This window comes from Symmachiella macrocystis (assembly GCF_007860075.1).
Taxonomy (GTDB): Bacteria; Planctomycetota; Planctomycetia; order Planctomycetales; family Planctomycetaceae; genus Symmachiella; species Symmachiella macrocystis.
In genome coordinates, this window is the sequence record NZ_SJPP01000001.1 from 2,256,238 (window position 1) to 2,279,006 (window position 22,769).

Below are 22,769 nucleotides of genomic sequence, written 5' to 3' on the forward strand. Positions count from 1 at the left end.
GTCAGAGGGTTTTGAAACCAATTGTAGTGAGAATGGGCACTCCAATCGGGTACCAACGGAAAGGCAAGGTGAGTCGCTATGAAAGCCGTGTTGTGCAAGTCCTATGGACCGCCGGAAAACTTAACCCTCGAAGAGATCCCCGATCCACAACCCGCAGCCGGGCAAGTGCTGATCGACATCCATGCCGCAGGTTTGAACTTTCCCGACACGTTGCAAATTGCCGGAAAGTATCAATTCCAACCCCCCTTCCCGTTCATCCCGGGAGCCGAAGTCGCTGGGACCATTACGCAGGTCGGTGAAGGCGTGACCGACTTTGAAGTCGGGCATCGCGTTATGGCACTGCCGGGAATCGGCGGCATGGCGCAGCGCGTCGTGGCCGATGCGGCAGCGGTCGACCCAATTCCCGATGCCATGGACTTCGAAACGGCCGCCGGGTTTGGGTTGATCTATCACACCTCGTATCACGCCCTAAAACAACGCGCTGATTTACAACCCGGAGAAACGCTGTTGGTTCTGGGCGCCAGCGGCGGGGTCGGATTGGCTGCGGTAGAAATCGGCAAAGCATTCGGCGCACACGTCATCGCCGCTGCCAGTACCGATGAAAAATTGGCGATCGCCCAACAACATGGAGCGGACGAGTTGATCAACTACGGCGATGGAGCGCTCAAGGATAAGGTCAAGAAACTGACCGGCGGCAAAGGAGCCGATGTCATTTATGACCCAGTCGGAGGAGACCTGTTTGATCAAGCAACCCGCTGCGTGAATTGGAAGGGGCGAATTCTCGTCGTCGGCTTCACCAGCGGGACGATCCCCAAATACCCCACCAATCTAGCGCTGCTCAAAGGCTGCCAACTGGTCGGCGTCTTCTGGGGCGACTTCCGCCGCCGTGAACCGGAACTGTGCCGGAAAAATTGCGCTGAGCTATTCGACCTGTACGAACAGGGCCGCCTCAAGCCATTGATTTCACAGGTTTTTCCGCTTGAGCAGTATGTCGAGGCGCTGAACGTCTTTATCAACCGCCAAGCCGTCGGCAAGATTGTGCTAGGATTCGACCGCTGAGCAGGCAGGTACTCGCGATAAATTGATAGACGCGCGTCCCTAGCGGTAATACCGATTCTACCCGTCTTGACCACGACACGGACATTTGACACATCCCCTTTACGCCAAAGGCGTTAGACATCATAGCCTAGGGTCGCGAACGGAGTGAGCGCACCCTAGGTTTGGTCTGCCACCACGCCACAATTTTCTCGGAAAATCGCTAAATCTTCCCCGTTTTTCTGCCGGTTGAGCCTCCCTCCGTCGCGTGATGGGTAAGGACGTGCGGGCACCGCTATCCAAGTGAGACCATCTCGCGGGTACGTCGTGCCCGCGAGTGGTCCGGTGGACTTTCTAATAGCCCCTTATTCGTTTCATTGCGCGGAGGAACCATATAATGTCTCGAGGATTATCTTACCAGCAGATATTTACGCTGCGTTATATCGCAGCCTGCAACGACCGTTGTGATTGTTTGATTCACTTGTACGAAGCCTGGGGACAACATCTTCACACGAGTGACGATCCGGAGAACGATATTAAGGCCGGTGACTTGAACAAAAACTTCGCCAGCGCCTCGTTCGCTCTCTCGATTCGCGGTTTAGAACGCCGTGGTTTGATCACCCGCGAAACGTTAGCCCGCGACCGTCGCCGGACGTGCTTGGTATTGACCGAACAAGGCAAAGAAAAGGCAACCGCCTACCACAATGTTCGGTTCGGTGACGAAATTGACCAACGGTTGAAGCGGGCCGCGCATGGTCCACCGCGTGACACTTCATGGCATTCCAGTGGACACAAGGTAGACGGTCCCCACATCGGGGTCGAAAACGGTTCACGCGTTTAAGCGGCGACTCCACCATAGCGGTTGCTAAAAGCAAAACCGTCGACGAGATTTCGTCGACGGTTTTTTTATTTGCTTACAGGTTGGAGTTATTGATATTCTGAATAGACATCTTTGTAGGATGTATCCGGTCGCCTCTGAATTCGCGCGGAAGTTCGCGAAACTTGGGGCCACAGCATTAGACGGATCAGCGACACATATGCTGTGCGATTTCGATTTCCGTGAACATTTCTAAAGGATCTCACGATGTACAGACCCCGCGCTCTTGTAGCTGCATGCATTCTTCTGGCATTGGGGGCAACCACGCTGAATGCGGAAACTGAAAGCAACTCGATTCGAAGCGCGGTCGTCAAGGTTTACGCGACGAAACGAAGTCCCAGCTTGTCGACACCTTGGAAACGAGGCGACGGTAAAAACGTAACCGGATCGGGAGTCATGCTGTCGCCCGACACACTGCTGACGAATTATCACGTCATTGCCTATAGCACGGATACGTCGATCAGTGTGAACGGCCAATCAGATCGCCTCTCGGCGACTGTTCAAGCTGTGTCACCGGGGATGGATCTGGCCCTTGTAAAATTGGACAAACCGTTACCGGCAGACTCCGTCGTGGCCAGCATCGCCGAGACTGTCCCCTCGCCTGGGACAAAAATTCAAGTCTTGGGATATCCAAAGGGTGGGGAATCGCTTTCAGTGACAGAGGGTGTCGTATCCCGCATCGATTATGTGGAATATCGCCAAGAGGAAATGGGTTTGCGAATTCAAATCGATGCCCCCGTGAATAGCGGAAACAGCGGCGGTCCAGTGATCGAAGGCAACAAAATCGTGGGGCTCACGTTTGGTCTGCTTTCAGGTGCCAATGACATTGGATATGCCATCCCCTGCGTCGAGATCCAGCGATTTTTGGAGGACATCGAAGATGGGAAGTATGACGGAAAACCACAATTGTGGTTCGAATCGCTGTTGTGTAACGATAAGGAACTGCGAGAGTGGTTGAAATTGCCTGAGGGAGAAACGGGGATTCGCTTCGTACGGCAGCCGATCCCCATTGCGGATTATCCTCTACAACTCAACGATGTCATCACACACATCGGTGAGTTTGACGTGAGCAATCTCGCCAAGGTCGATTATGACTCCAATACTCAGGTCTCCTGTGAGTATGCATTGGACCGCAGCGCGCAGGATGGGCAAGTCCAACTGCGAATCATACGTGCCGGAAAGGAAATGCACGTTCAGGTCCCAGTGTTCAGCGACGGCCACTACCTATTAAAGTTCTTGAACGATCAACAGCCGAGTTACTTCGTATATGGCCCCATTGTATTTGGAGTCGCCAACGCTGAGTTTCCCGATCTCGTCAACTCGATGATGTTGCAAGGTGGCAGGAATGCAGCAATGGCGCTTGGTTTGTTTAAAGAGATGCAGAAGTCAGACAACCCCTATTTAATGCGGCGATTCGCCCGAACCGAGTCGACTGACGAACATCTCGTGGTGATTCCAAAATTGATTTCCACCGGTCTGACGCGCGATACAAAATTGCTCACGCCGGCGGTGGTCCGCGCAATCAACGGTAAGAAAGTCACGAGCATTCAATCGGCCGCGCTGATCCTCGCAGCGATCGAAGATGAGCAGATCGTGATCGAAATCGACGACAATCGAAATACCACAATCGTATTCAATCGGGCCGAACTTGACTCCAAACATGATCAGATCATGGTGGACAATGGCATCGTTAAGTCTGCATCAAGCGATCTGAAGGAAGTCTGGTCGCGGTAATTTAGTTCTACCAGAACAGCGAATCGTTTCGCTTAAGGCTGCTCCAACTCATACGAATCTTCCGGAGTCATCAGCGGAAGATCATGCATTTGTTCTAACTGCCGTGGCGCCTGGGGCCAGTCGTCCCTGAAAAAAGGGATTTCCTGCGACCAATCGCACCCATAAAGTTCCGTCCCCAGTTGTTTGAATCGCTCACGGGAAACTTCTTGCCATTCGTGAATGCAGCTTTCTTTGCCGGCGCCGGCAAATTCCTTGATCGGACCCTTGGTGAAAATGCCACCCTGTAGACTTCCGCACTTTTCGCAATAGAAGTAGCAATCTCCGCTCGCTTTTTCCCAAACGGGCGAGCAGTCGAATTGTGATGCGCACGAACACAACAATGCGACGATTGCCAGCATGAATAGATGATTGCGACGCATTTCACCTCCATGTCGTTCGGGGCGCCAGTTTTACGGGCTCTGGCCACCAGTCACCCCGCCAGCGCTTCCAGCGCCTCTTCGCGGTCCTCGTAGATCGCCCACAGCGTGTCCAGAGCCGTCACCGACAGCAACTCCTTGGCCATTTCGCTCGCGCCGCACAGGACCAATTCTCCGCCTGCGCTTTTGACGAATTTGTGGCACCGCAGTAACAGCGACAAGAAGACCGAGCCGAAGTAGCTCACTTCGCTCAGGTCGAAGACGACCATCGGGACTTCCAGGTCCCGCAACGGCGTCATCACAATGTCGGCCGCCTGTTCAATCAAATCCCATTGCATGGACTCCACGTCCGTCGCCGGGATGATCAACACGCAGCCGCCATGGTACTCGATTTGAAAGCTTTCGCTTTGCGGATTGTCGGAAGCGTCGCTCATGAGATTCATCCTTTCGTTCTGCCAGCGGCAAAACAGGGTTGCGTCCATTTCAAAAAGGTCATGATCAAATCTAATCCTGCGGACAGGGATCAACGGGGCGTAGGGCCGGTCATTGCCGCCTGCTGGGCCCGTTGCGGCCGATTATATCCGTTTCCGGCCGATTGTGGGGAATTTGTCGGAAATTTTCGCCGACGCTGCTCCCACCAGCCGTGCCAAGTCGCTGCCTGTTGTTGAGGAGTCGCCAAACGATTCAACTCCTCCGGGTGTTCTTCCACGGGAATCAAAGCTTCAATCGCCCGCAGTGCTGCTTGATGAACTTCAGGTCGTGCCTCTCGGTCCAGCCACAGCACATCGATCAATCGGTCCACAAAACGGGTCTGGCCGGTGGCCGCCATCACATCGATGGCCAAAACACGCGTCCGCCAATCGCCGGAATAACTGATTCGATTCAATTCGTCCAGTCCGCCGGGATCCAACAGCCGCGCCATGCTGCCGACAACCGCCATATGTTTTTCGCCCGTGAAGGACGTCATCAACCGCCTGAGGCCAATCAGCGTTACATTGCCTTTGTCATCCACCTGGTCTTCCAAAACCCGTTGATTGCGACATTGTCCGGCGGCACGAATTGCCGTCAGTTGCACCATCGGGTTGGAGTCCTGAAACAACGCCTGCATCCATAGGGCGAATTCAGGGCGTCCATGTTTCAACACATAGTCGCAACCGTGCTGCCGCACATCGGGCCAACGATGATTGACTGCCAGTTGCACAATCCGCGTGACCGGTTCGCTGGTATCCTGCTCGATAGCGGCGATCACATCGCGCCAAACCACGGTGTCCTCTTCGCGAACCAACAGTTCAGACAACTGTTCCAAAACGATATCCGACAAGGTGCGCGCATTTCCGATTTTTCGTAAGTCCGCTGCAGCGGCGCGACGACGTTTGACGTCCGCATCGTCCATCCGCAACAGAGCATCGTATTCGGGCGCCAAGTGCGGAAGAATTTCGCGCAACAGAAAAGACCGCGCCGCCGGTTCGCTGCGGTGATACACCTTCTCCACCGACGGCATGTCTTCTGGTTTCAGACGTCGGAACCACTCAATTTCAAAGCCTCCAGCCGCTGCACCCCCCAGACTGACAGCGGTTTTTAGACGTTGGGCGATCTCCTCCACGCGCTCAGTATCGACGCGTGTCAGCGATTCCACCCTCGCTTGCGAAGCCTCATGCAACGGTGGATAGGCGATCCCCGCCGTCGCTGCAATTTGAGTCGCGCGGTCGTACCGTAACGAGTACTCATCATCCGGGCGGAAAGGTGGGACCACTCTACCTGTGCGACGAGCAAAGGCCGCCAAACTGTTATCCCGCGTTTGATAATTTCCGTCCACTCCCGCTTGCAATAGCAACGGCAGCAGCAACGCATCGGGCCAGTGCTTCACCCCTTCCACCGCCGCCACTTGCACGGAGAATACGTCGTCGGTTAACAGGTCCGCCATTGCTGCAGCCGATGCGGAGCTGGGAAACATGGCAAGTTGCCGCGCCAGTTCTTCCCGCACGCGTGCATCTTCATCGCCGACGTAACCGACAAGTTCCGTATCCCCAAAGGCGGCCAATCCTTGAATGGCCGTTTTGCGCAACAAAGACTCGCGCGTCATGTACTCTCGTAATTCGCCGCGAGCTTCTTCGTTCTGAAGGACGCCCAAATTTTGCAGCGCACGGTGTTGAACGTCGCTATTGGAATCGGCAATCTGTTTCGACAAGACCTCCAAAGCGCGCGAATCTTTCGTGATCACCAACAACAACCCGAATCCATTCCGGACCCAGGGATCGTTGTCGTCATCACAATTCCACAGCGTGCGCGGCCAGACCGTATCGTCATGCAGGTTCACAGGCTCCTCCGTGGCGGCTTGTTGGGTCATTGCATAATGCACGCACGCGTCGATGGCGGCGCGATGCAATTCCTGTCGCCGCAAGTCACCGCCGGAAGCTTGCGGACCGGTCTGCGGCGGACGATTCAACAGTGCTGCCAATTCGCGAATCCGCACCGGAGCAACCCGGCGACCAATACCACGAATCAATTCGCCTTCCACCGACATCGGCAAATCGTCTTTCAAAATCTGCCGCGCTTCTCGACCACGTCGCATGTCGTCCAGCAAATGCCCCGGCAGCGCCATGGCCGTTTCGCCATTGGTTTCAGCGGTCGCCAAAACCAGACACCACGCCTCGGCTGCAGCGGCCCGCATATCGGGAGAGATCGGCCGCGGTGCATTTCCGATTACGGTTGTGGATTTCTTGTTCTCCTCGTTCGGGTCGTCGCCAATCATCGGTGGATCACCAACCAGTTGCGCCAAGACCGTTACAAACGGCCGCGCGGATCGGGCGTCGCGGTGTGCTAACAGGATCGCCGCATTCCATCCCACCAAATCGTCGCGATGGGCAATGATCGACAGTTGCGTGATCGCTTCCCGTTCGATTGCCGAGCGCGGATCCGTCGATGCCGCCACCGAATCCTGATTGCCCTCGGTGTAATAAGCAGCAATCACATCTTCCACCATGAACAAGGGCTTGCCGGTGGAGACTGCTGGACGAAACAACCACCTAGGCAGCTCCGGCGCAGCTCGTAGACCATGCAGCGGCGATCCCGGTTCGGTCACCGGCGACCATTCATGATTCGCCATCCAGGCATCGGCATTGAGCGTATCGGCAATCGCATCGGTCAGTCGCGACGTCGCCGGGGTTTGATCCGACAACACTGCAAACCGGTTCCGCAACGTCTCCACGTCGAACATCTGGCAACCCGCGACCGACAGACAGACGGCGCAGACCGCGACCACCAACGTCCCATGGACGCCCGGTAGCGTTCGGTTGACCAACGACCGCTTCATAGCCCAACTGCCGAAAGTGTTGACCGATCATGACGCAGACCACCGATGTTGTCGGTTGCCGCCAACGGAAATGACGTGCGAGAGCCTGCAAATAGACCGATTTTTGACGGGGGAGAGACGGGCGGAGCGTACCACGAAGCCGCCCACGCTCAAAGTGCAGTCTGGATGCACAAAGCGGTGCAAACAACGAACAAAAACAGGATGGCCGTCCGCTAAAACTGAACTATCACCACTTGCTACAAGTCGTTGGTATGATTTATCTTGCAGTAGTAACTGTCGCCGGAAACTTGAAAATGGATCTATCTCATTTTTCTACCAGCACTTAAGATCCCCGGTGTCAGCAACGAATTAACAAGGTACAATGAGGTGCGACCATTGACTGATCGCGATTTGCCTCCCCGAAAGTTGCCCAAGAGGACGGATTCACCCGATGACCGCTCCGGAACTTGCCCAACTCGAAATGCTCGCGCAGGTCGATGAACTTGTCGCCAAACTCAACGAGTGGGTCGAGCCGGAAATCGGTTGGGAACCGCTGCGACAGTCGCAGGCGCTGGTCCGCCGATTGTTGCGGCGGATTGAAGGACTACGCGTCCGCTTGGAATCGCCATTGGTCGTCGCCACGTTCGGCGGCACGGGAACCGGTAAAAGCGCATTGGTCAATGCGCTCGTCGGCCGCGAAATCTCACCCAGTGCCCGCCAACGGCCAACCACCATTCGCCCAATGTTGCTCGTGCATTCCCAGACCGATGTCGAGATGCTCGGCCTGCCGTTGGATAAACTCGATGTTGTCAAATGCGATACCCCTGTGCTCCGCGATATCGCCGTCATCGATTGCCCCGACCCCGATACCAGCGAAGCGGCCAATGCCGGCAGCAACCTGGAACAACTGCATCAGCTACTGCCGCACTGCGACGTGTTGATCTACACGTCGACGCAACAAAAATACCGCTCCGCCCGCGTCGTCGACGAGCTCGGCCAAGCCGCCACCGGTTGCCGATTGTTGTTTGTGCAGACGCATGCGGACGTCGACGAAGACATTCGCAACGATTGGATTTCGCAACTCGACGGCCGCTACGAAGTCCCCGATGTCTTCTTTGTCGATTCGTTACGGGCCTTACGAGAACAACAAGCGGGGCAACGTCCTTCGGGTGATTTCGGCCGGTTGCAGGATCTGCTCACCACACAGCTCGCAGCCTCGCAACGGACGTTGATTCGCCGCGCCAATCTAGTGGATCTGGTGCAATCAGCGCTCGATCATTGCCAGACCAACATTGTCGCCCATCAACCCCAACTTCAGGAACTGGAAGAGATCCTTCAAGAACAACGGCACAAATTGGTCGGCAAGATGTCGGACCAACTGTGCGACGAATTGCTCTCCAGCCGCAATCTGTGGGAGCGGCGGTTGATTTCTTCGGTGACGCAAAACTGGGGCATGAGCCCATTTTCATCGGTGCTGCGGCTGTACAACGGCCTCGGCAATTTCATCGCCAGTTTTACATTATTTCGCGCACGGTCGTCGGCACAGGTGGCATTGATTGGTGCGGCGCAAGGCGTCCGTTGGTTGGCGGAAAAACGGAGCGAACAGCGCGCCGAAAGCCGCTTAGAACGGTTGTCAACATTCGGTCTCGACGATGCCGCTCTGCGCGAGTCGCAGGTTGTGATCAACGGGTACGTCCAATCCGCGAAACTGGATCTCGATCTCGCACAACCCGGCAATTTGGATTCACTCCGTAACGAAGCAGCGCGACTCGAGGATCAATTCCTCGGGGACGCCACAACGCGGGTCGATCAACTCATCGACCGGTTAGCAGACAAGCATTCCGGGTTTTTCGTACGTTGGTGGTACGAATTGTTGTTGATGTCGATGGTCGGATACATTCTCTTTTGGCCGGCCCGCAACTTCTTTTACGACATGCCGGTCAACGATGCTCCACCCAAGTCGATGGACTATTACGTCACAGCGGGGATTTTTTTGGTGCTCTGGTCCGGCACATTGGTGATGCTCTTCACCCGTCGCTTACGCAAGGGGCTCAACCGCGAAATCGCCGGGTTAGCCCAATCGCTGGCACAAAGCAAAATCGCCACCGGATTGTTCCCCGATCTGGAATCGACATGCGCAGCAATCGAAACGCACACCGAACGACTTGAAGTCCTCTCGTCCACTACAAAGTCGTTAAGACGGCACATTGCGACACCAGCGGGACTGGGAGCAGCGGTACCGGTGGAGACGTAACGGCCTCCGCATGTTTGAAATGCCTGCCGACCCGCTGTACGCTGGAGGGCGACATTCCAATCCCTGCACCACCAGAGAGTCCCGCGATGAGAATCCCCACGTTGATTGTCGCCCTCGGCCTTGTCCTGCTCGGCGGGATTTTTTCCAATGACGTCGCAGCCGCCGATTTGGACCTTTCGCGGGCGGTCATCCTAGCCCCGCAGGAGGCCACCAAACTGCAGAAAAAAGCGGCGCAGGTGTTGGTCGAGGAGGTTGAGAAGCGGACGCAGATTCGTTGGCCGATCATGCAGCAAGCGAAAGACAACACCGCGCCGGTGATTGTGCTCAACACAATGGAAGGATTGGCGAAAACTGAGTTCGGTCAACCACTCAACAAGATCAAGGATTGGCCGGCAGAAGGGTACAGCCTCTCGGTTGGGGCCGACGATCAACCACCGATGGTGGTCTGCATGGGCAATGATGAGCGAGGTTTGTTGTTCGCTGTGGGCCGCTTATTGCGTGCACTGCGGATGTCACCTGGTCAAGCACTGCTACCAGATGACCTCATGATATCCTCCGCCCCCCAAGTCCCGCTACGGGGACATCAACTCGGCTATCGTCCCAAAACCAATTCCTACGATGCCTGGACTGTGCCGATGTGGGATCAGTACATCCGCGACCTGGTCGTCTTCGGTAACAACGCGATCGAGTTGATTCCGCCCCGCTCAGACGACGACGATCTTAGCCCGCATTTTCCGTTACCTAAAATGGAAATGATGATCGAGATGTCGCGGATCTGCGACGAATACGATCAAGACGTTTGGATCTGGTATCCAGCGATGGATGAAGACTATGCCGATCCCAAAACCGTCGAGTTCGCCCTGAAGGAATGGGAAGAGGTCTTCAAAAAACTGCCGCGGATTGATGCGGTGTTTGTTCCCGGCGGCGACCCGGGACATACGCATCCGCGTCCGCTCATGGCGCTGTTGGAAAAACAGGCAGCCAGTCTCCGCAAGTATCATCCCCACGCCGAGATGTGGGTCTCGCCGCAAAGTTTCAGTGACGAGTGGACCGACATCTTTTTGGATTTCCTCAAAACCGAGCAACCCGATTGGCTGGCGGGCGTCGTGTTTGGGCCGCAGGTGTGGACCCCGCTAGAAAAACTGCGGGCAGCCATTCCCAAGAAATATCCAATCCGCCGCTATCCCGACATCACCCACAGTCGGCATTGCCAATACCCCGTTCCCGATTGGGACTTGGCCTATGCGATGACCATCGCCCGCGAAGGAATCAACCCCCGACCGGTCGACGAAGCCAACATCTTTCGCCTGTTGTACAAACATTCGCAGGGATTCCTCACCTACTCCGAAGGCTGCAACGATGACGTGAACAAAATTGTCTGGAGCATGCTCGGCTGGAATCCCAACACGCCGGTGATCGAAATCCTGCGGCAATACAGCCGGTATTTTATCGGCCCGCAATACGAAGAGGAATTTGCCCAGGGACTGCTGGCATTAGAACAGAATTGGCGCGGTGCACTGCTGACCAACCAAGGCGTGTCTACGACGCTGGCCCAATTCCAAAACATGGAAGCAGACGCGTCGCCGCAGTTGTTATTGAATTGGCGATTCCAACAAGCGTTATACCGCGCCTATTACGACGCCTACGTCCGTAGCCGCTTGATCTATGAAACCGCGTTGGAAGAACAGGCTCTACAACAATTGCGGACCGCCGAGCCAACCGGGGCGCTAACAGCGATCGATGCGGCTGAGAAGACGTTGATGCAAGCGGTGGATAATCCGCCATCGCCGGAATGGCGGGCAAAGGTGTTTGAACTGGGGGACGCGCTCAACAAAAGCATTCGCATGCAACTCAGCGTGCCGCGACACGGCGCAATCGCCATCGAGCGAGGCGCCAACTTGGATACGATCGACATGCCGCTCAACAATCGCCCCTGGCTACAAAAACGTTTCGCCGCCATTCGCAAACTCAAGGATGAACCACAGCGGCTGGCAGAGATCGACAAAATCGTCAATTGGACTAACCCCGGTCCAGGCGGATTCCACGACGACTTGGGCGACCCCGCGCGGCAACCACACTTGGTCCGCGGCCCGGGAGCGAAAACGGATCCGCAGTATTTTGAGTCCTCGCTCTTGGGGACAAGCATCCGTCGCGGGGTGATTTCTACGAACCCCATCTCCTGGTGGCGGCATGCCGGAGCAATGCACAACGCGCCGCTCACCATGCAGTACAACGATCTCGACAAACAGGCGAAATACCGACTCCGCGTCTGTTACGCTGGCGACACCGATTGGATTAAAATCCGTCTCGTGGCGGACGACGAGCATGAAATTCATCCGCTGATCGATAAAAGCATGCCCGAACCGCTCTTCGAATACGACATCCCGCAAGCCACAACCGCCGACGGAGAATTGACGCTCACCTGGACCCGCGAACAAGGCGTCGGCCGTAACGGCCGTGGTTGCCAGGTGGCGGAGGTTTGGTTGATACGGGAGGCGGAGTAGTGGCCGGTGGTGAGGTGGCCGGTGGCCAGAAAAGAGTAGGCAGATGATGTTGTGGTTGCTGGTTTTGGCACCCCAAACCGACGGCTTTGCCGTGGTTTTCGATGATCCATGTTATTACAGGAAGAATTGCAGATGGAACCTCGTGTGAGTCTCATTACGCTGGGCGTCAATGACCTCGATGCTTCGTTGCGGTTTTATCGCGATGGGCTGGGGTTTCCCACCAGCTACACGGCCGAGCAGGGGGTGATCTTTTTTCAAACCGGCGGCACCTGCTTGGGACTTTATCCTTTAGACAAATTAGCCGAGGATGTTTCACCCGATCTTGTGCCGGAGCGGGGTCAGTTCTCCGGGATCACGTTGGCGCACAACGTGCGTGAAAAAGCGGAGGTCAATCAGGTGCTCGACCAAGCAGTGGCGGCGGGCGCTACGCTTGAAAAGCCGGCGGCGGATACCTTTTGGGGTGGGTATTCAGGCTATTTTAGTGACCTCGACGGTCATCTTTGGGAAGTCGCCTGGGGAGCATTTGAATTCCGCGAAGATGGAAGTTTGATCATTCCCTAAACGCATTGCCGGCGACATTCGAAAAAAAGTGCTTGATTCCAGCGGCAATCCATTGTCCACTGGACAGAGTGGTTCGTCGCGTCGGCTTCCATCAAATTGCTCCGGCAGTTCTCAATCGACAACGAACTCATGTGATTTCGATCGTTACGACGACGCAGGCAGCGTTCGTTACGGTCCTCACGCTGAACTTGTATCGTGAGGTCGTGCCCCGATGTCTGATAAACCGTCGACGTCTTTGGTCGTCCCCAGCACGATTGCCATCGTGATGGTTATCTATGGCTACGTGACGTTCACACCCGAGCTCAAGACCGCCCGCCCCCCCGCCTCCGAAACGGCCGGGTTTCCCGCACCCCCCTCATTAGAGGGCATTGATGCTGTCGACGCGCGACTTTGGGAAGATCCGCTATCGGTGATTTATGAAACTCAGCAGAAGCCCGATCCGTGTGCACAAGCCGATCCGTCATGTGAAAATTCTGTTGAGTTATTGCGCAAATACTTGCGCGACGCGATCGAAGAGGAATTTTCTTCAAAGATATGGGATGCCTTGGCTAAGCAGAATTGCGAAGGCCCCGCCAAGTCGGTCGCCAACCTCGTGGTTTTGCCCGTGTTATTACCGGGCGACCGTTATGGCGATGACCGAGAACGTCGAATGCGGATTCGGTATTCCGTTGTGTCGGGTTTGTCGTTGAGTGACTATCGCCCGAAGTTACACAAACGGATTAGTTATGTCTGTCTGCCGATTCAAGTTGACAGTCTCGGTGCAGCGAAGACGAAGAAAGTCGAAATTAAGATTCCGATTGAGTTATACGTCGGCAACCTCGCCAACGGGGTCTTTGAGGACAACAAGCCGACCGAAACCACCTGCCCGGACGTGGTCGAAGCATCGGGCGGCTGCACTTGCAGTTCGGGACGCAATCTTTGCGATCGCGAATCAATGACCATTCCCAAAACGCCGGTGTTGGTCTGTTGGATCGACGAACGACAACTGGGCATCCGGCCGTTGGCCACAATTGCCCAAATCCTGGACCAATCACTTTCGTCGGAACCGAAAGAGAAGATTGACAATCCAATTCACGCGCACGTGCGGATCTTGGGTCCGTCTACATCCGACGTCTTGCTCGATATGGCGTATGAAAACGACAACCCGCACTGCTTCAACAAAAATCCAACGGCTCAAAACACAACCGAATTGGATGAGTCTGGCAAAGCCAAGTCACTGCCCTGCGGCTATTTGGGAAAACAGGAATATCTTGTCGACAATGTTCGCATCTATTCGCCCATGGCTACGATCGCGCACCAATATTTGCGAAACACCGATCCCCCCAATACTGAGGGTGCGCTCACTACCTTTACCAACGGAACCGAGACCGCCTCAGGGGTGATCGTGTTCCGCACGATCGGCACCGATGTGCAGCTGGCCAAAGCAGTCAAACACGAACTGCAACTCCGTGACGCCTGGCCGCCAGACGGGGCGAAAGTCAATGACTGCCACGTTGTGCTGATTGCTGAACGGGACACACAATATGGCCGCGCGATTATTGATAATTACAACTCGATTTTAGGATTCAACCAAGGCGGCAGCATGAGTCTCACAACAGTGGCCTATCTCCGCGGATTGGACGGCGAAACACACAACCAGAAAGCGAACTCCGAAGCATTAAAAGAGAAGAATCGACACGAACTGGATCACGGTGGCCGACCGGTCTATGACATGATCGAACCAGAAGGAAAATCGCAATACGACTACCTGGATCGCTTGAAACGGCACCTCACCGAAGTCGACCAACAATTGCGGGACAACGGCAAGCGGGGCATTACTGCTATCGGTGTCGTGGGCAGCGACATGTTTGACAAGCTATTGATCCTGCGTGCGATACGTAAGAATTTTCCAAATTCCCAGTTTTTCACCACCGATCTCGACGCCAACTTTTGGAGAAAAACGGAGTATCCAACCACCCGCAATATCATCGTCGCGTCGCACTTCGGATTGATGTTGCACTCCGACCTACAGCGAGACGTACCGCCGTTTCGCAACAGCTACCAAACCTCTTTTTTCCTAGCCACATTGCTGGCAACCGATGACCGGCGGGCTGTTGGTCTCTTAACGGCCCCAAATTTTCCGGCCGCTCGTTTCGTCGGTGCTCCGCGTCATCTTTGGGAACCCGGTGGCACATTTGAGCCGTTGCAACCGTTGCTGTTTGAAATCGGTCGCCACGGTCCCTATCAATTGACGACCACCGGAGGCGACATTTCACCCGCTGCCAAAAATAAAGAACAATGGAACAAGATCTTTTCCCGCTGGAAAGAAAATCCTGAGGGTAGCCTCTCAGCAAAATTCCATCCCCCCAGCCCCCGCGAGTCGCTCACGCTGGGCCAACTGTTTAACAAATCAGCAAAACTTGTCGCCTCAGCCGCGTTGCTTACCATTCTGGTCGCGATCGTGGTGCCTCCCAAACTCAACGTCCGTAAGGACATCGCTCAGGCTGCGCGTCATTTGCTCAATGGCTTCAACCGCCTTTGGGCGAGCGGAGTAATCGGAGTCCTAATTCACTTCGGCATTCACCTCCCGCTTCGTCCCACCCCAGAGACCGCTAGTGCGGCCGACGAAAAGGCATCCCGATCGATCTGGACCTACATGGGCATCGCCATTTTGATTCTCATTGCGGTCATTGGTGTGGTGCTGCTCATAACGCACCAGCATCGCGATGCCGACGGCGAACCGTTCGCCCTCTTCGAGGGGATCAGCATCTGGCCGTCGACAATTTTGCTCGCCCTCTCTGCATCGACCAGCGGGTATCTGCTCCGTTGTTCTTATCAAGATCTCAAACAAAATGAAGCCAGCCTGAGGACGAACCTCGAAGCGGACCTGACCAAGTCGTTTCAAGAGTTTCAGTTCGATTCGATGCCCACTTTTCATGCGTTGCGGAGCAGCCTCGTCATTTCCGCGATCCTGTCTGTTTTGTTTTTTGGGGCCATACTACTGTTGCTCGGATCGAAATCATGGCCCTTTCTTCCCTTTCGCGGCCCAGTTTCCGGATGGGTTGCGTGGTTGTGTCTACTGGCTGCCTACGCAATGTTAATCTGGTTGACGCAGTTCGTTTTGATCCACGTGCGAAGTTGCCGGAAAACTATCAAAGAGATTGATAAGCTGCAGAGAACCGGCGATAACGCCGCCGGGTTTCGCAAGTTGATTGAGCTAGTCGCACGCAGAACCGACGAAGTCGGTAAAACACTGCAGTACCCGTTTTTCATCTTGTTGGTGATGTATATTGCACAACTCGGGACATTCGATAATTGGCGGATAAATGTGCCGATCATCATTCTGTGGGCCGTACTGTTAGTGACGTTGTTTTGGGCAGCGCTGTACATGCGACGCGACGCTCAAACCGTACGAAGAAAGTTCGTTCGCATCCTCACCGACTATCAAGCCGATCCCCCAACAGGCGTTTCGAATTCCAAAACCAATTACAAAGATATCATTGCGGCGCTCAATAACGAGGACCGCGGTGCGTACCGTTCATGGACAGAGGACTATCTCCTCCGAGCACTGGCAATTCCACTCAGCGGCAGCGGCGGATTGCTCCTGTTGCAACAGTGGATTTTAAATTAGCCACCCTACTCGCTATCCAGTTACTTGAAATCGTACGCGCGCTCATATCTTCGCCCAAACCGACCCCTCTCTCCCATTGGGAGAGGGCCGGGGTGAGGGTTTTCGCACAACGGTTGTCGACCATCACCACATTGTGGTGGGACAATCTGTCGTCCTACGTGCGAAAGGTGCGTCGCGACGCATCCTACAAACTGAGAGAGGGGCCTGGTAAAAGTATCTACACAAAAAAAACCGCGCGTCCTCTTGGGAGAACGCGCGGCGATTTTATATTCGATCTGGAGACGGCAGCAATGCGGAGGATTATTCCGGTGCTGGAGCCGGTTTGTCGTCGTGATCATCATGGTCATGATCGTCGTGCCCCTCTTCGCCATGACCATGTTCGTCATGGTCGTGTCCGTGATCGTGATCATGATGGCCTAGCTCAATGGGGGCAGTGAACTGCTGTTCGCCGACAGTGAATCGCAGCTGCGGCTTAGAACCTTCTTCTTCGATCTCATGCAGCAGTTCTTCACTCTCCAACGTGAACCGTGAGGAGGCTCCCTCTTCGCCATCCAGCGGCTTGGCTGCCAGCTCGAATTGCTTCGGCTCGCCGTCGGCGACCAGATTGATCGTCAACGATTCGGCTTCGATCGGCGACGCCTTTGTTGCGCTGCCATCCAAGATATAGACGGTCACGCTGTGGGTCGCTTCATCGTGCGTCAACTCAGCATGATATTGTTCGTCGCCCAATTCAATGATATGCCCGCCATGCGGACCTTCGTGGCCATGATCATGCTGGCCTTCGGTATTGGTCGGAACGTCCGGGTGATCGATTTCCTTTTCCCCGGAACAGCCGGCCAAGGTAAACATGCCAATGGCGACTGCGGAAAACAGTACAGAAAGGCGTTGTAACTTCATCATCAATTCACTCCATTTATTTAATAGACGGGGACGCTCGGTCACTCCGCTGCACGATCGCGCAGCTGCGTCGGAAATTATAACGCTCCGCGGACCGAATCATAGACTACCGCTGCAGAAACCGCCTCGATGAGGGACATTTCTGCGATTCGGCAGAGCGGGATTATTTCTTGCCCAGCGCCCGCTGTTCAGCGAAAAACTGTCTCAACAGGTCCCGGCATTCCTCCAGCAGAATGCCCCCCACGATTGTCGACTGGTGATTCAACCGCGGGTCACTGGTGATCGTATACAGCGACTGGCAGGCCCCCGCTTTGGGATCGGTCGTCCCGTACGTCACGGCCGGAATCCGTGCCTGCACAATCGCTCCGGCGCACATCGGACAGGGTTCGAGCGTGACATAGAGCACGCAATCCAGCAGTCGCCACGATTCCAACGCCTCAGCCGCCTGCGTGATGGCGATCATCTCGGCGTGCGCAGTCGGATCGTTGAGTGCTTCGCGTTGATTGTGTGCTTCGGCAATAATCCGCCCGCCATGCACAATCACCGCTCCGACCGGCACTTCCCCCTCCTCATAGGCCGCACGCGCCTGATCCAATGCCTTGGCCATGTAGATCTTATGATCATCAAGCGGATTGTCGGGAGGGCGAATCAACAGCCGGTCTCAGCAAATCGTATGGAATGGGGTTCAGGCGATCAACGACTCAATTCGGTTGTACCACACCGGCGAGATCGAGAACACACAGCCGCCTCTTTTTTAACCCTGGCGACTCTTTATGCCCGTCTATACGTCCAAACGAATGATCTCCGCCTTCAGCCCGTCGGTGTCGAGCGTAGCGACCGTCGATTCCCCATGGACCCAACCACAGTTTTCGCCCGGATTGAGATACAACGTTCCGTTGCGGCGCTCGTTGACGACCTCATGCGTATGCCCGAACAGAATCACATCCACATCGTCGACCGGCGGATGCGCGTCGTCGGGGGGATAGTGGTCAACGCTGATCCGTTTCCCTTTGCATTCGACAAGCAGCGGACCATCGACGATTTGCGGCAGCACCGATTTCAGTCCGCACCGCTCGCCATCGTTATTTCCATAAACCACATGCAACGGACCTTGCCAACTGGCCAAAATCTTAGCGGCAAATGGCGCGATGATGTCTCCGGGATGAATCAACAACTCAGCCCCTTCTTTTCGCAACCGCTCCAGCCCAGCTTCCAGTCTCGGTAGGTGATCGTGCGAATCAGAAATGATGCCAATCAACATGCCCCGCATCTCCTTTGTCTATGACCTTTAATTTGCGAGTTTCCATTTTCGAAAAAGCGTTGATCACGTCAATGCAACGCGCATGACGCATAAACAATCGCCGTTGCGTTGCAAGTGAGGATGATTTCGCCGGCTATCAAACCGTATGGTGAAACTCCCGCTGAGCAGCATCGGTACATAAAGGATGCTTTGTAAAATCTCCAGAGACAATGACACATTCCGGTAGCGCGCGGCTCTGACGGAGCTTCGCCCCCCCGGATCTCTCTACTCAAATGCAAAGCGACCAACGGGAGCGGACCATACAAAACCGAGCGGAAGCTCGCACCAAGCGGCTAAGCCGCACGTCTAGGAATTGGTGGGCTGTGGTTGTAGTATTGAATCGGCGCGCGACTTCACCGGCGACAGATAGGCAGTGATCTATGTCTAATACCGAGACTTCCCCTTCCGACGATTCCTTAGATCCGGACGAAGAACTCCGCTTCGCCCGTCTGAATGCCTACAACGATGCACTCCATCGCGGCGACTACCAACAGCAGGCGCAATTGAAACGGGACCACCCCGACTTGGTCGAGTTGCTCAAATGCCTCGAGGGATTGGATTCGTTAGCACCGCCTGCCGACGATTCATTACAAACGCTGGTCTACTACGAACAGCAGCACACGCAAACCGACCCATCGGCTGACAATGCCGTCCACATAACCGAGAGCGTTCAATTCCAAACCGGGTTTCCTCGCCCCTTTGGAAAATATGAACTCCAAGCCGAACTCGGCCGCGGCGGGATGGGTGTCGTCTACAAAGCTTGGCAAGCGGATCTCGGCCGAGCAGTGGCGCTGAAAATGATCCTCTCCAGCCACCTCGCCTCGCACGACGACGTGCACCGATTTTATGAAGAAGCCAAAGCCGCCGGCGGACTGCGGCATTCGCACATCGTTGCCGTCCACGAAGTCGGACAGGTGCACGGACAACATTTCTTCGCCATGGATTTCGTCGAAGGTCCCAGTTTGGCCGAAGCTTTGACGAAGCGGATCTATGCTCCGGAAAAAGCAGCGGCATTCATTATCGCTGCAGCACGGGCTATCGACTATCTGCATCAACACGGCATCGTGCATCGCGACCTGAAACCGGCAAACATTCTGATCGATCCGGACGGCGAACCGATCGTCACTGACTTTGGATTAGCCAAAGTCTTCAACACCGAAGATAACCTCACCCGCACCGGCACCATTGTCGGCACGCCCAGTTATATGGCGCCCGAACAAGCCGCCGGTCAAGCCTCATCGGTGACCGCCGCCAGCGATGTCTATAGTTTGGGCGCAATTCTCTACGAAATGCTCACCGGTCGCCCGCCGTTTCAGGAACCCAACCCGCTCGATACGTTGGTGCAGGTCCTCGAAGGAGAACCGACCTTGCCCACCAAGCTCAACCGCCATATCCCCCGCGATTTGGAACTGATCTGTTTGCGCTGCTTAGAAAAACGTCCCGAAAAACGCTATGCCTCCGCGACTGCGCTGGCCGATGACTTGGTCCGCTTTCTCAAACGAGAACCGGTCGAAGCGCGGCCGGTGGGACTTGCTTACCAACTGCGCCGCTGGGCGCGCCGCGAACCGGCATTGGTCTCGCGGTTAGGGGCGCTGTTGTTAACCATCCTCGTCGTGCAGGCCAAGTATTCCTACGACGGATACGATTGGAGCTTTCACCGCGACGTGCTGGTGTTGCTCGGATTATGGGGCTTAACGGCGTTCATGTTTCAATGGATGCTCAATCAAGAACACCTCGCCAATTTCGCCCGCTTTGCGTGGTGCGCGACCGATGCCATTTTGCTGACCATTCTGCTGGCCATCGTCGACCCACCGGTCGGACCGTTGCTGATCGGCTATCCCATGATCATCGCTGCCGCCGGTTTGTTCTTCCGCGTGCGTTTGGTCGTGTTCACCACAATGGTGACGATCCTCGCCTTCGCCGTGTTCGCGTGGTTGCGCCCGGAAGAAATCGCACTATTCCATTACGGCATCATCTATGCCGCCGTCCAAGGGGTCATTGGTTTCGTCATCGCCCACCAAGTCTACCGCGTACGCGTCCTCAATCGGTACTACGATTCGCGACAATAGCGGAGGGAGAACGCGGCCTTGGGCTTTAGTCCGTAGACCGTAGGGAGAGCATCGGCAGGCTCGATCCCACTCGTTATTTCTTCGCCGCCGCCGTCTTCAGGCCCGCCACGTAGTTCGCATGGCTTTCCGAGAGTCGCTTCACCAACTGGTCGACGGTATAAATATGACCCGTCGGCTTGTTGAAATTGCGCCCTTGTTTGATGTTGGAAAGCTGCTGCCCCAATGCCTTGCCGCCGCGTGAGGTGACCATATACGAAAACATCTTGTAGCCATCGGGACCGTTGAGCAAACCGCGAAATTCCCGCTTGCTCAGCGGCAGCCGCAGAAACCGCTCCAACCGGTCATACGCCGCGGGTGTCTTCGACAGATCGGCCATAAAGACGCGGCCCTTTTTGGTGCGCAGTTGCCGGACCATGTAATCGTTATCCGGCAACACCTGAGCCAAAATCTCCTTCTGGTCGGTGACCACCCAGCCCATCGACTTCAACTTGCGAAACACTTCGCGAACCTCCGACTGCGAAATGATATCGCCGTCGCGAAATCCCCGCTTCCGACCGAAATATTTCTCCACGCCTTTGGAAAACACCGAATACTTCGGGAAATTTTTGACCGCATCCGCTTTCGGATCAGCCGCTGTTGTCGTGCTTGGGCCAAAGCAGAAAAACGCCAGGAATGTGACGACCAACGGCCGGAGAGCGACCCGACACAAATATTGTTTTCCGTTCAGCAAGCCCGCCATCACATTTCTCCCACAACGACACACACAATTTTCCAAGACGAGAATCACGCTCAAAACCAAGGCGCGCGGCGGTACCGCCCGCTGCATCTTCTATCGGCGTGATATCCGCGAAATTGGCCAGAAATTCAGGTCGAAACGCTGCTGATTCGGCATTCTTTCGCTGCGGCCACTCACAACTATAGCCCACGCATTCCTGCGGCACGCATCAAGCAATTTTGTCTGTTCGCGCGGATGATGCGGTCTGCGAGCAATGCAGCGGTCGCAACAATTCTGCGGCGGCGAAAAGCGCCGGTTACGATGTCGCTTCCAAGGCCGTGCAGAGCTGCGAAATATCATCCGCGTTGGTGTACGCATGCGGACTGACCCGCAGATGCCCGCCGCGCGTGTTGAGAATCACACCCTGCTCTCGGCAGCGGCGCTGGATTTCTGGGAGCGGCTCCGTTGTCGGCCAATCAAAAGCAACAATGCCCGAACGATGCTGCGGTTCGCGGCAACTGACAATCGTCGCCCCGCGCTGAGTGAGCGCATCGCAAAGCTGGTTGCCGACGTCATCAATTCGCGAAGCAATCGCTGAAACGCCATATTCGCTCAACAGCGCGAGCGATGCACCGAGCGCCGCGATGCCCGGCATGTTGTACGAACCCCCTTCATACCGCCCGGCCGTCTCGCGCAGATCAAAACGACTGTCGCTAAACTCCCCCGCTTGTTTGACGCTGTTCCAACCCACGCCCAACGGCCGCAATCGCTCAAGATGTTCATGCCGCATATAAAAGACGCCCGCCCCCTCGGGACCAAGCATCCACTTGTGCCCATCAGCAGCGAGAAAATCGACTTCAGTACGCGCGACATCCAAAGGTTGCACGCCCAGCGCTTGAATCGCATCGACGAACAACAAGGCCCCTCGACTGTGCGCCAACTCCACCAACACATCCAAATCATTTCGCCAACCGGTGGCATACCCCACCCAACTGACCGACACGATCCGCGTCCGCTCATCACAGGCAGCTGCGACCGCTGTTAGATCCAAACGCTCCCGCTCCGTCGCCACTTGCCGCACTTCGACACCGCGGTCCGCCAGGTTCAACCAGGGATACAAGTTCGTGGGAAACTCACCCGCAGGGAGCACAACGTTGTCCCCTGCCCTCCAAGGAAATCCTTCTGCAACAAGATTGACCCCTTCGGTCGTATTGTGAATCAGCGCAATCTCTGCCTGTTTGGCATTTAATAATTTGGCAGCAGTGCGGCGGACGCGTTCTACCTCTTTGCGCCACGCACCCCAATTCGCATCCCCATTCTCCGTCACATCCGCCGCCCACTCCTGAAGCACCGTCTGCGCAGGCAAACTTAGCGGCGCTACGGCTGCATGGTCAAAGTACGCCCACTTCTGTGTCACCGGCATTTGCGAGCGCAGTTGTTCGTACCATTGGGGCATGAGATGAAATGATGACTCCCATTACGGCGGCGAACACTTTAACGGGTGC

General features: G+C 55.6%; 16 protein-coding genes. 8 read left to right on the plus strand and 8 right to left on the minus strand.

Going from position 1 to position 22,769, the window contains the following annotated elements:
* Positions 1-78: 78 nt before the first annotated feature.
* The 3 genes from CA54_RS08755 to CA54_RS08765 all read left to right on the plus strand — a co-directional run bounded on the left by CA54_RS08755 (position 79) and on the right by CA54_RS08765 (position 3,646).
* Positions 79-1,059, plus strand: a complete 981-nt coding sequence (locus tag CA54_RS08755; protein WP_146370417.1) for an NADPH:quinone oxidoreductase family protein — start codon at positions 79-81, stop codon at positions 1,057-1,059.
* 373 nt (positions 1,060-1,432) lie between these two features.
* Positions 1,433-1,876, plus strand: coding sequence for a winged helix DNA-binding protein (locus CA54_RS08760; RefSeq protein WP_145373594.1), 444 nt, complete (start codon positions 1,433-1,435; stop codon positions 1,874-1,876).
* A 243-nt stretch (positions 1,877-2,119) separates the two neighbouring features.
* Complete coding sequence (locus CA54_RS08765; RefSeq protein WP_146370418.1) at positions 2,120-3,646, plus strand: S1C family serine protease; 1,527 nt, start codon at positions 2,120-2,122, stop codon at positions 3,644-3,646.
* Between the two features lie 32 nt (positions 3,647-3,678).
* On the opposite strand, the gene CA54_RS08770 is transcribed toward CA54_RS08765, so the two are convergent.
* The 3 genes from CA54_RS08770 to CA54_RS08780 all read right to left on the minus strand — a co-directional run bounded on the left by CA54_RS08770 (position 3,679) and on the right by CA54_RS08780 (position 7,375).
* A complete protein-coding gene (locus CA54_RS08770) occupies positions 3,679-4,065 on the minus strand; it encodes a hypothetical protein (protein ID WP_146370419.1) in 387 nt (128 codons plus the stop codon).
* 50 nt (positions 4,066-4,115) lie between these two features.
* Positions 4,116-4,496: an STAS domain-containing protein gene (locus CA54_RS08775; RefSeq protein ID WP_145373592.1), complete on the minus strand. Its 381-nt coding sequence runs from the start codon at positions 4,494-4,496 to the stop codon at positions 4,116-4,118.
* Between the two features lie 89 nt (positions 4,497-4,585).
* Positions 4,586-7,375 carry a HEAT repeat domain-containing protein gene (locus CA54_RS08780; protein ID WP_146370420.1) on the minus strand — a complete coding sequence of 930 codons (2,790 nt, stop codon included), beginning with the start codon at positions 7,373-7,375 and terminating at the stop codon, positions 4,586-4,588.
* A 430-nt stretch (positions 7,376-7,805) separates the two neighbouring features.
* Between CA54_RS08780 and CA54_RS08785 the strand changes: the two genes are divergently transcribed.
* From CA54_RS08785 to CA54_RS08800, 4 genes are all read left to right on the plus strand, one after another.
* Positions 7,806-9,608: a GTPase domain-containing protein gene (locus CA54_RS08785; protein WP_146370421.1), complete on the plus strand. Its 1,803-nt coding sequence runs from the start codon at positions 7,806-7,808 to the stop codon at positions 9,606-9,608.
* An 86-nt stretch (positions 9,609-9,694) separates the two neighbouring features.
* Positions 9,695-12,112 (plus strand): hypothetical protein, encoded by a 2,418-nt coding sequence (locus CA54_RS08790; protein ID WP_197532307.1) that lies wholly within the window; start codon positions 9,695-9,697, stop codon positions 12,110-12,112.
* A 132-nt stretch (positions 12,113-12,244) separates the two neighbouring features.
* Positions 12,245-12,673 (plus strand): VOC family protein, encoded by a 429-nt coding sequence (locus CA54_RS08795; protein WP_146372328.1) that lies wholly within the window; start codon positions 12,245-12,247, stop codon positions 12,671-12,673.
* Between the two features lie 211 nt (positions 12,674-12,884).
* Positions 12,885-16,283, plus strand: coding sequence for a hypothetical protein (locus tag CA54_RS08800; RefSeq protein WP_146370422.1), 3,399 nt, complete (start codon positions 12,885-12,887; stop codon positions 16,281-16,283).
* A gap of 300 nt (positions 16,284-16,583) precedes the next feature.
* Here CA54_RS08800 and CA54_RS08805 read toward each other — a convergent pair whose 3' ends face one another.
* The 3 genes from CA54_RS08805 to CA54_RS08815 form a co-directional block, all read right to left on the minus strand.
* Positions 16,584-17,183, minus strand: coding sequence for a hypothetical protein (locus CA54_RS08805; protein ID WP_146370423.1), 600 nt, complete (start codon positions 17,181-17,183; stop codon positions 16,584-16,586).
* A gap of 160 nt (positions 17,184-17,343) precedes the next feature.
* A complete protein-coding gene (gene tadA, locus CA54_RS08810; protein WP_231963008.1) occupies positions 17,344-17,832 on the minus strand; it encodes a tRNA adenosine(34) deaminase TadA in 489 nt (162 codons plus the stop codon).
* Between the two features lie 129 nt (positions 17,833-17,961).
* Entirely contained in the window at positions 17,962-18,441 is a 480-nt protein-coding gene (locus tag CA54_RS08815; protein WP_197532308.1) for a metallophosphoesterase, read from the minus strand.
* A gap of 419 nt (positions 18,442-18,860) precedes the next feature.
* On the opposite strand from CA54_RS08815, the gene CA54_RS08820 reads away from it, so the two are divergent.
* Positions 18,861-20,549 carry a serine/threonine protein kinase gene (locus CA54_RS08820; RefSeq protein ID WP_146370425.1) on the plus strand — a complete coding sequence of 563 codons (1,689 nt, stop codon included), beginning with the start codon at positions 18,861-18,863 and terminating at the stop codon, positions 20,547-20,549.
* A gap of 73 nt (positions 20,550-20,622) precedes the next feature.
* Here the strand turns inward: CA54_RS08820 and CA54_RS08825 are convergent, their stop codons facing one another.
* Both CA54_RS08825 and CA54_RS08830 read right to left on the minus strand, forming a co-directional pair.
* The gene (locus CA54_RS08825) at positions 20,623-21,288 is read right to left on the minus strand and encodes a hypothetical protein (protein WP_146370426.1); all 666 of its coding nucleotides are present in this window, start codon (positions 21,286-21,288) and stop codon (positions 20,623-20,625) included.
* A 292-nt stretch (positions 21,289-21,580) separates the two neighbouring features.
* Positions 21,581-22,720, minus strand: a complete 1,140-nt coding sequence (locus tag CA54_RS08830) for an aminotransferase class V-fold PLP-dependent enzyme (protein ID WP_146370427.1) — start codon at positions 22,718-22,720, stop codon at positions 21,581-21,583.
* Positions 22,721-22,769 lie beyond the last annotated feature (49 nt).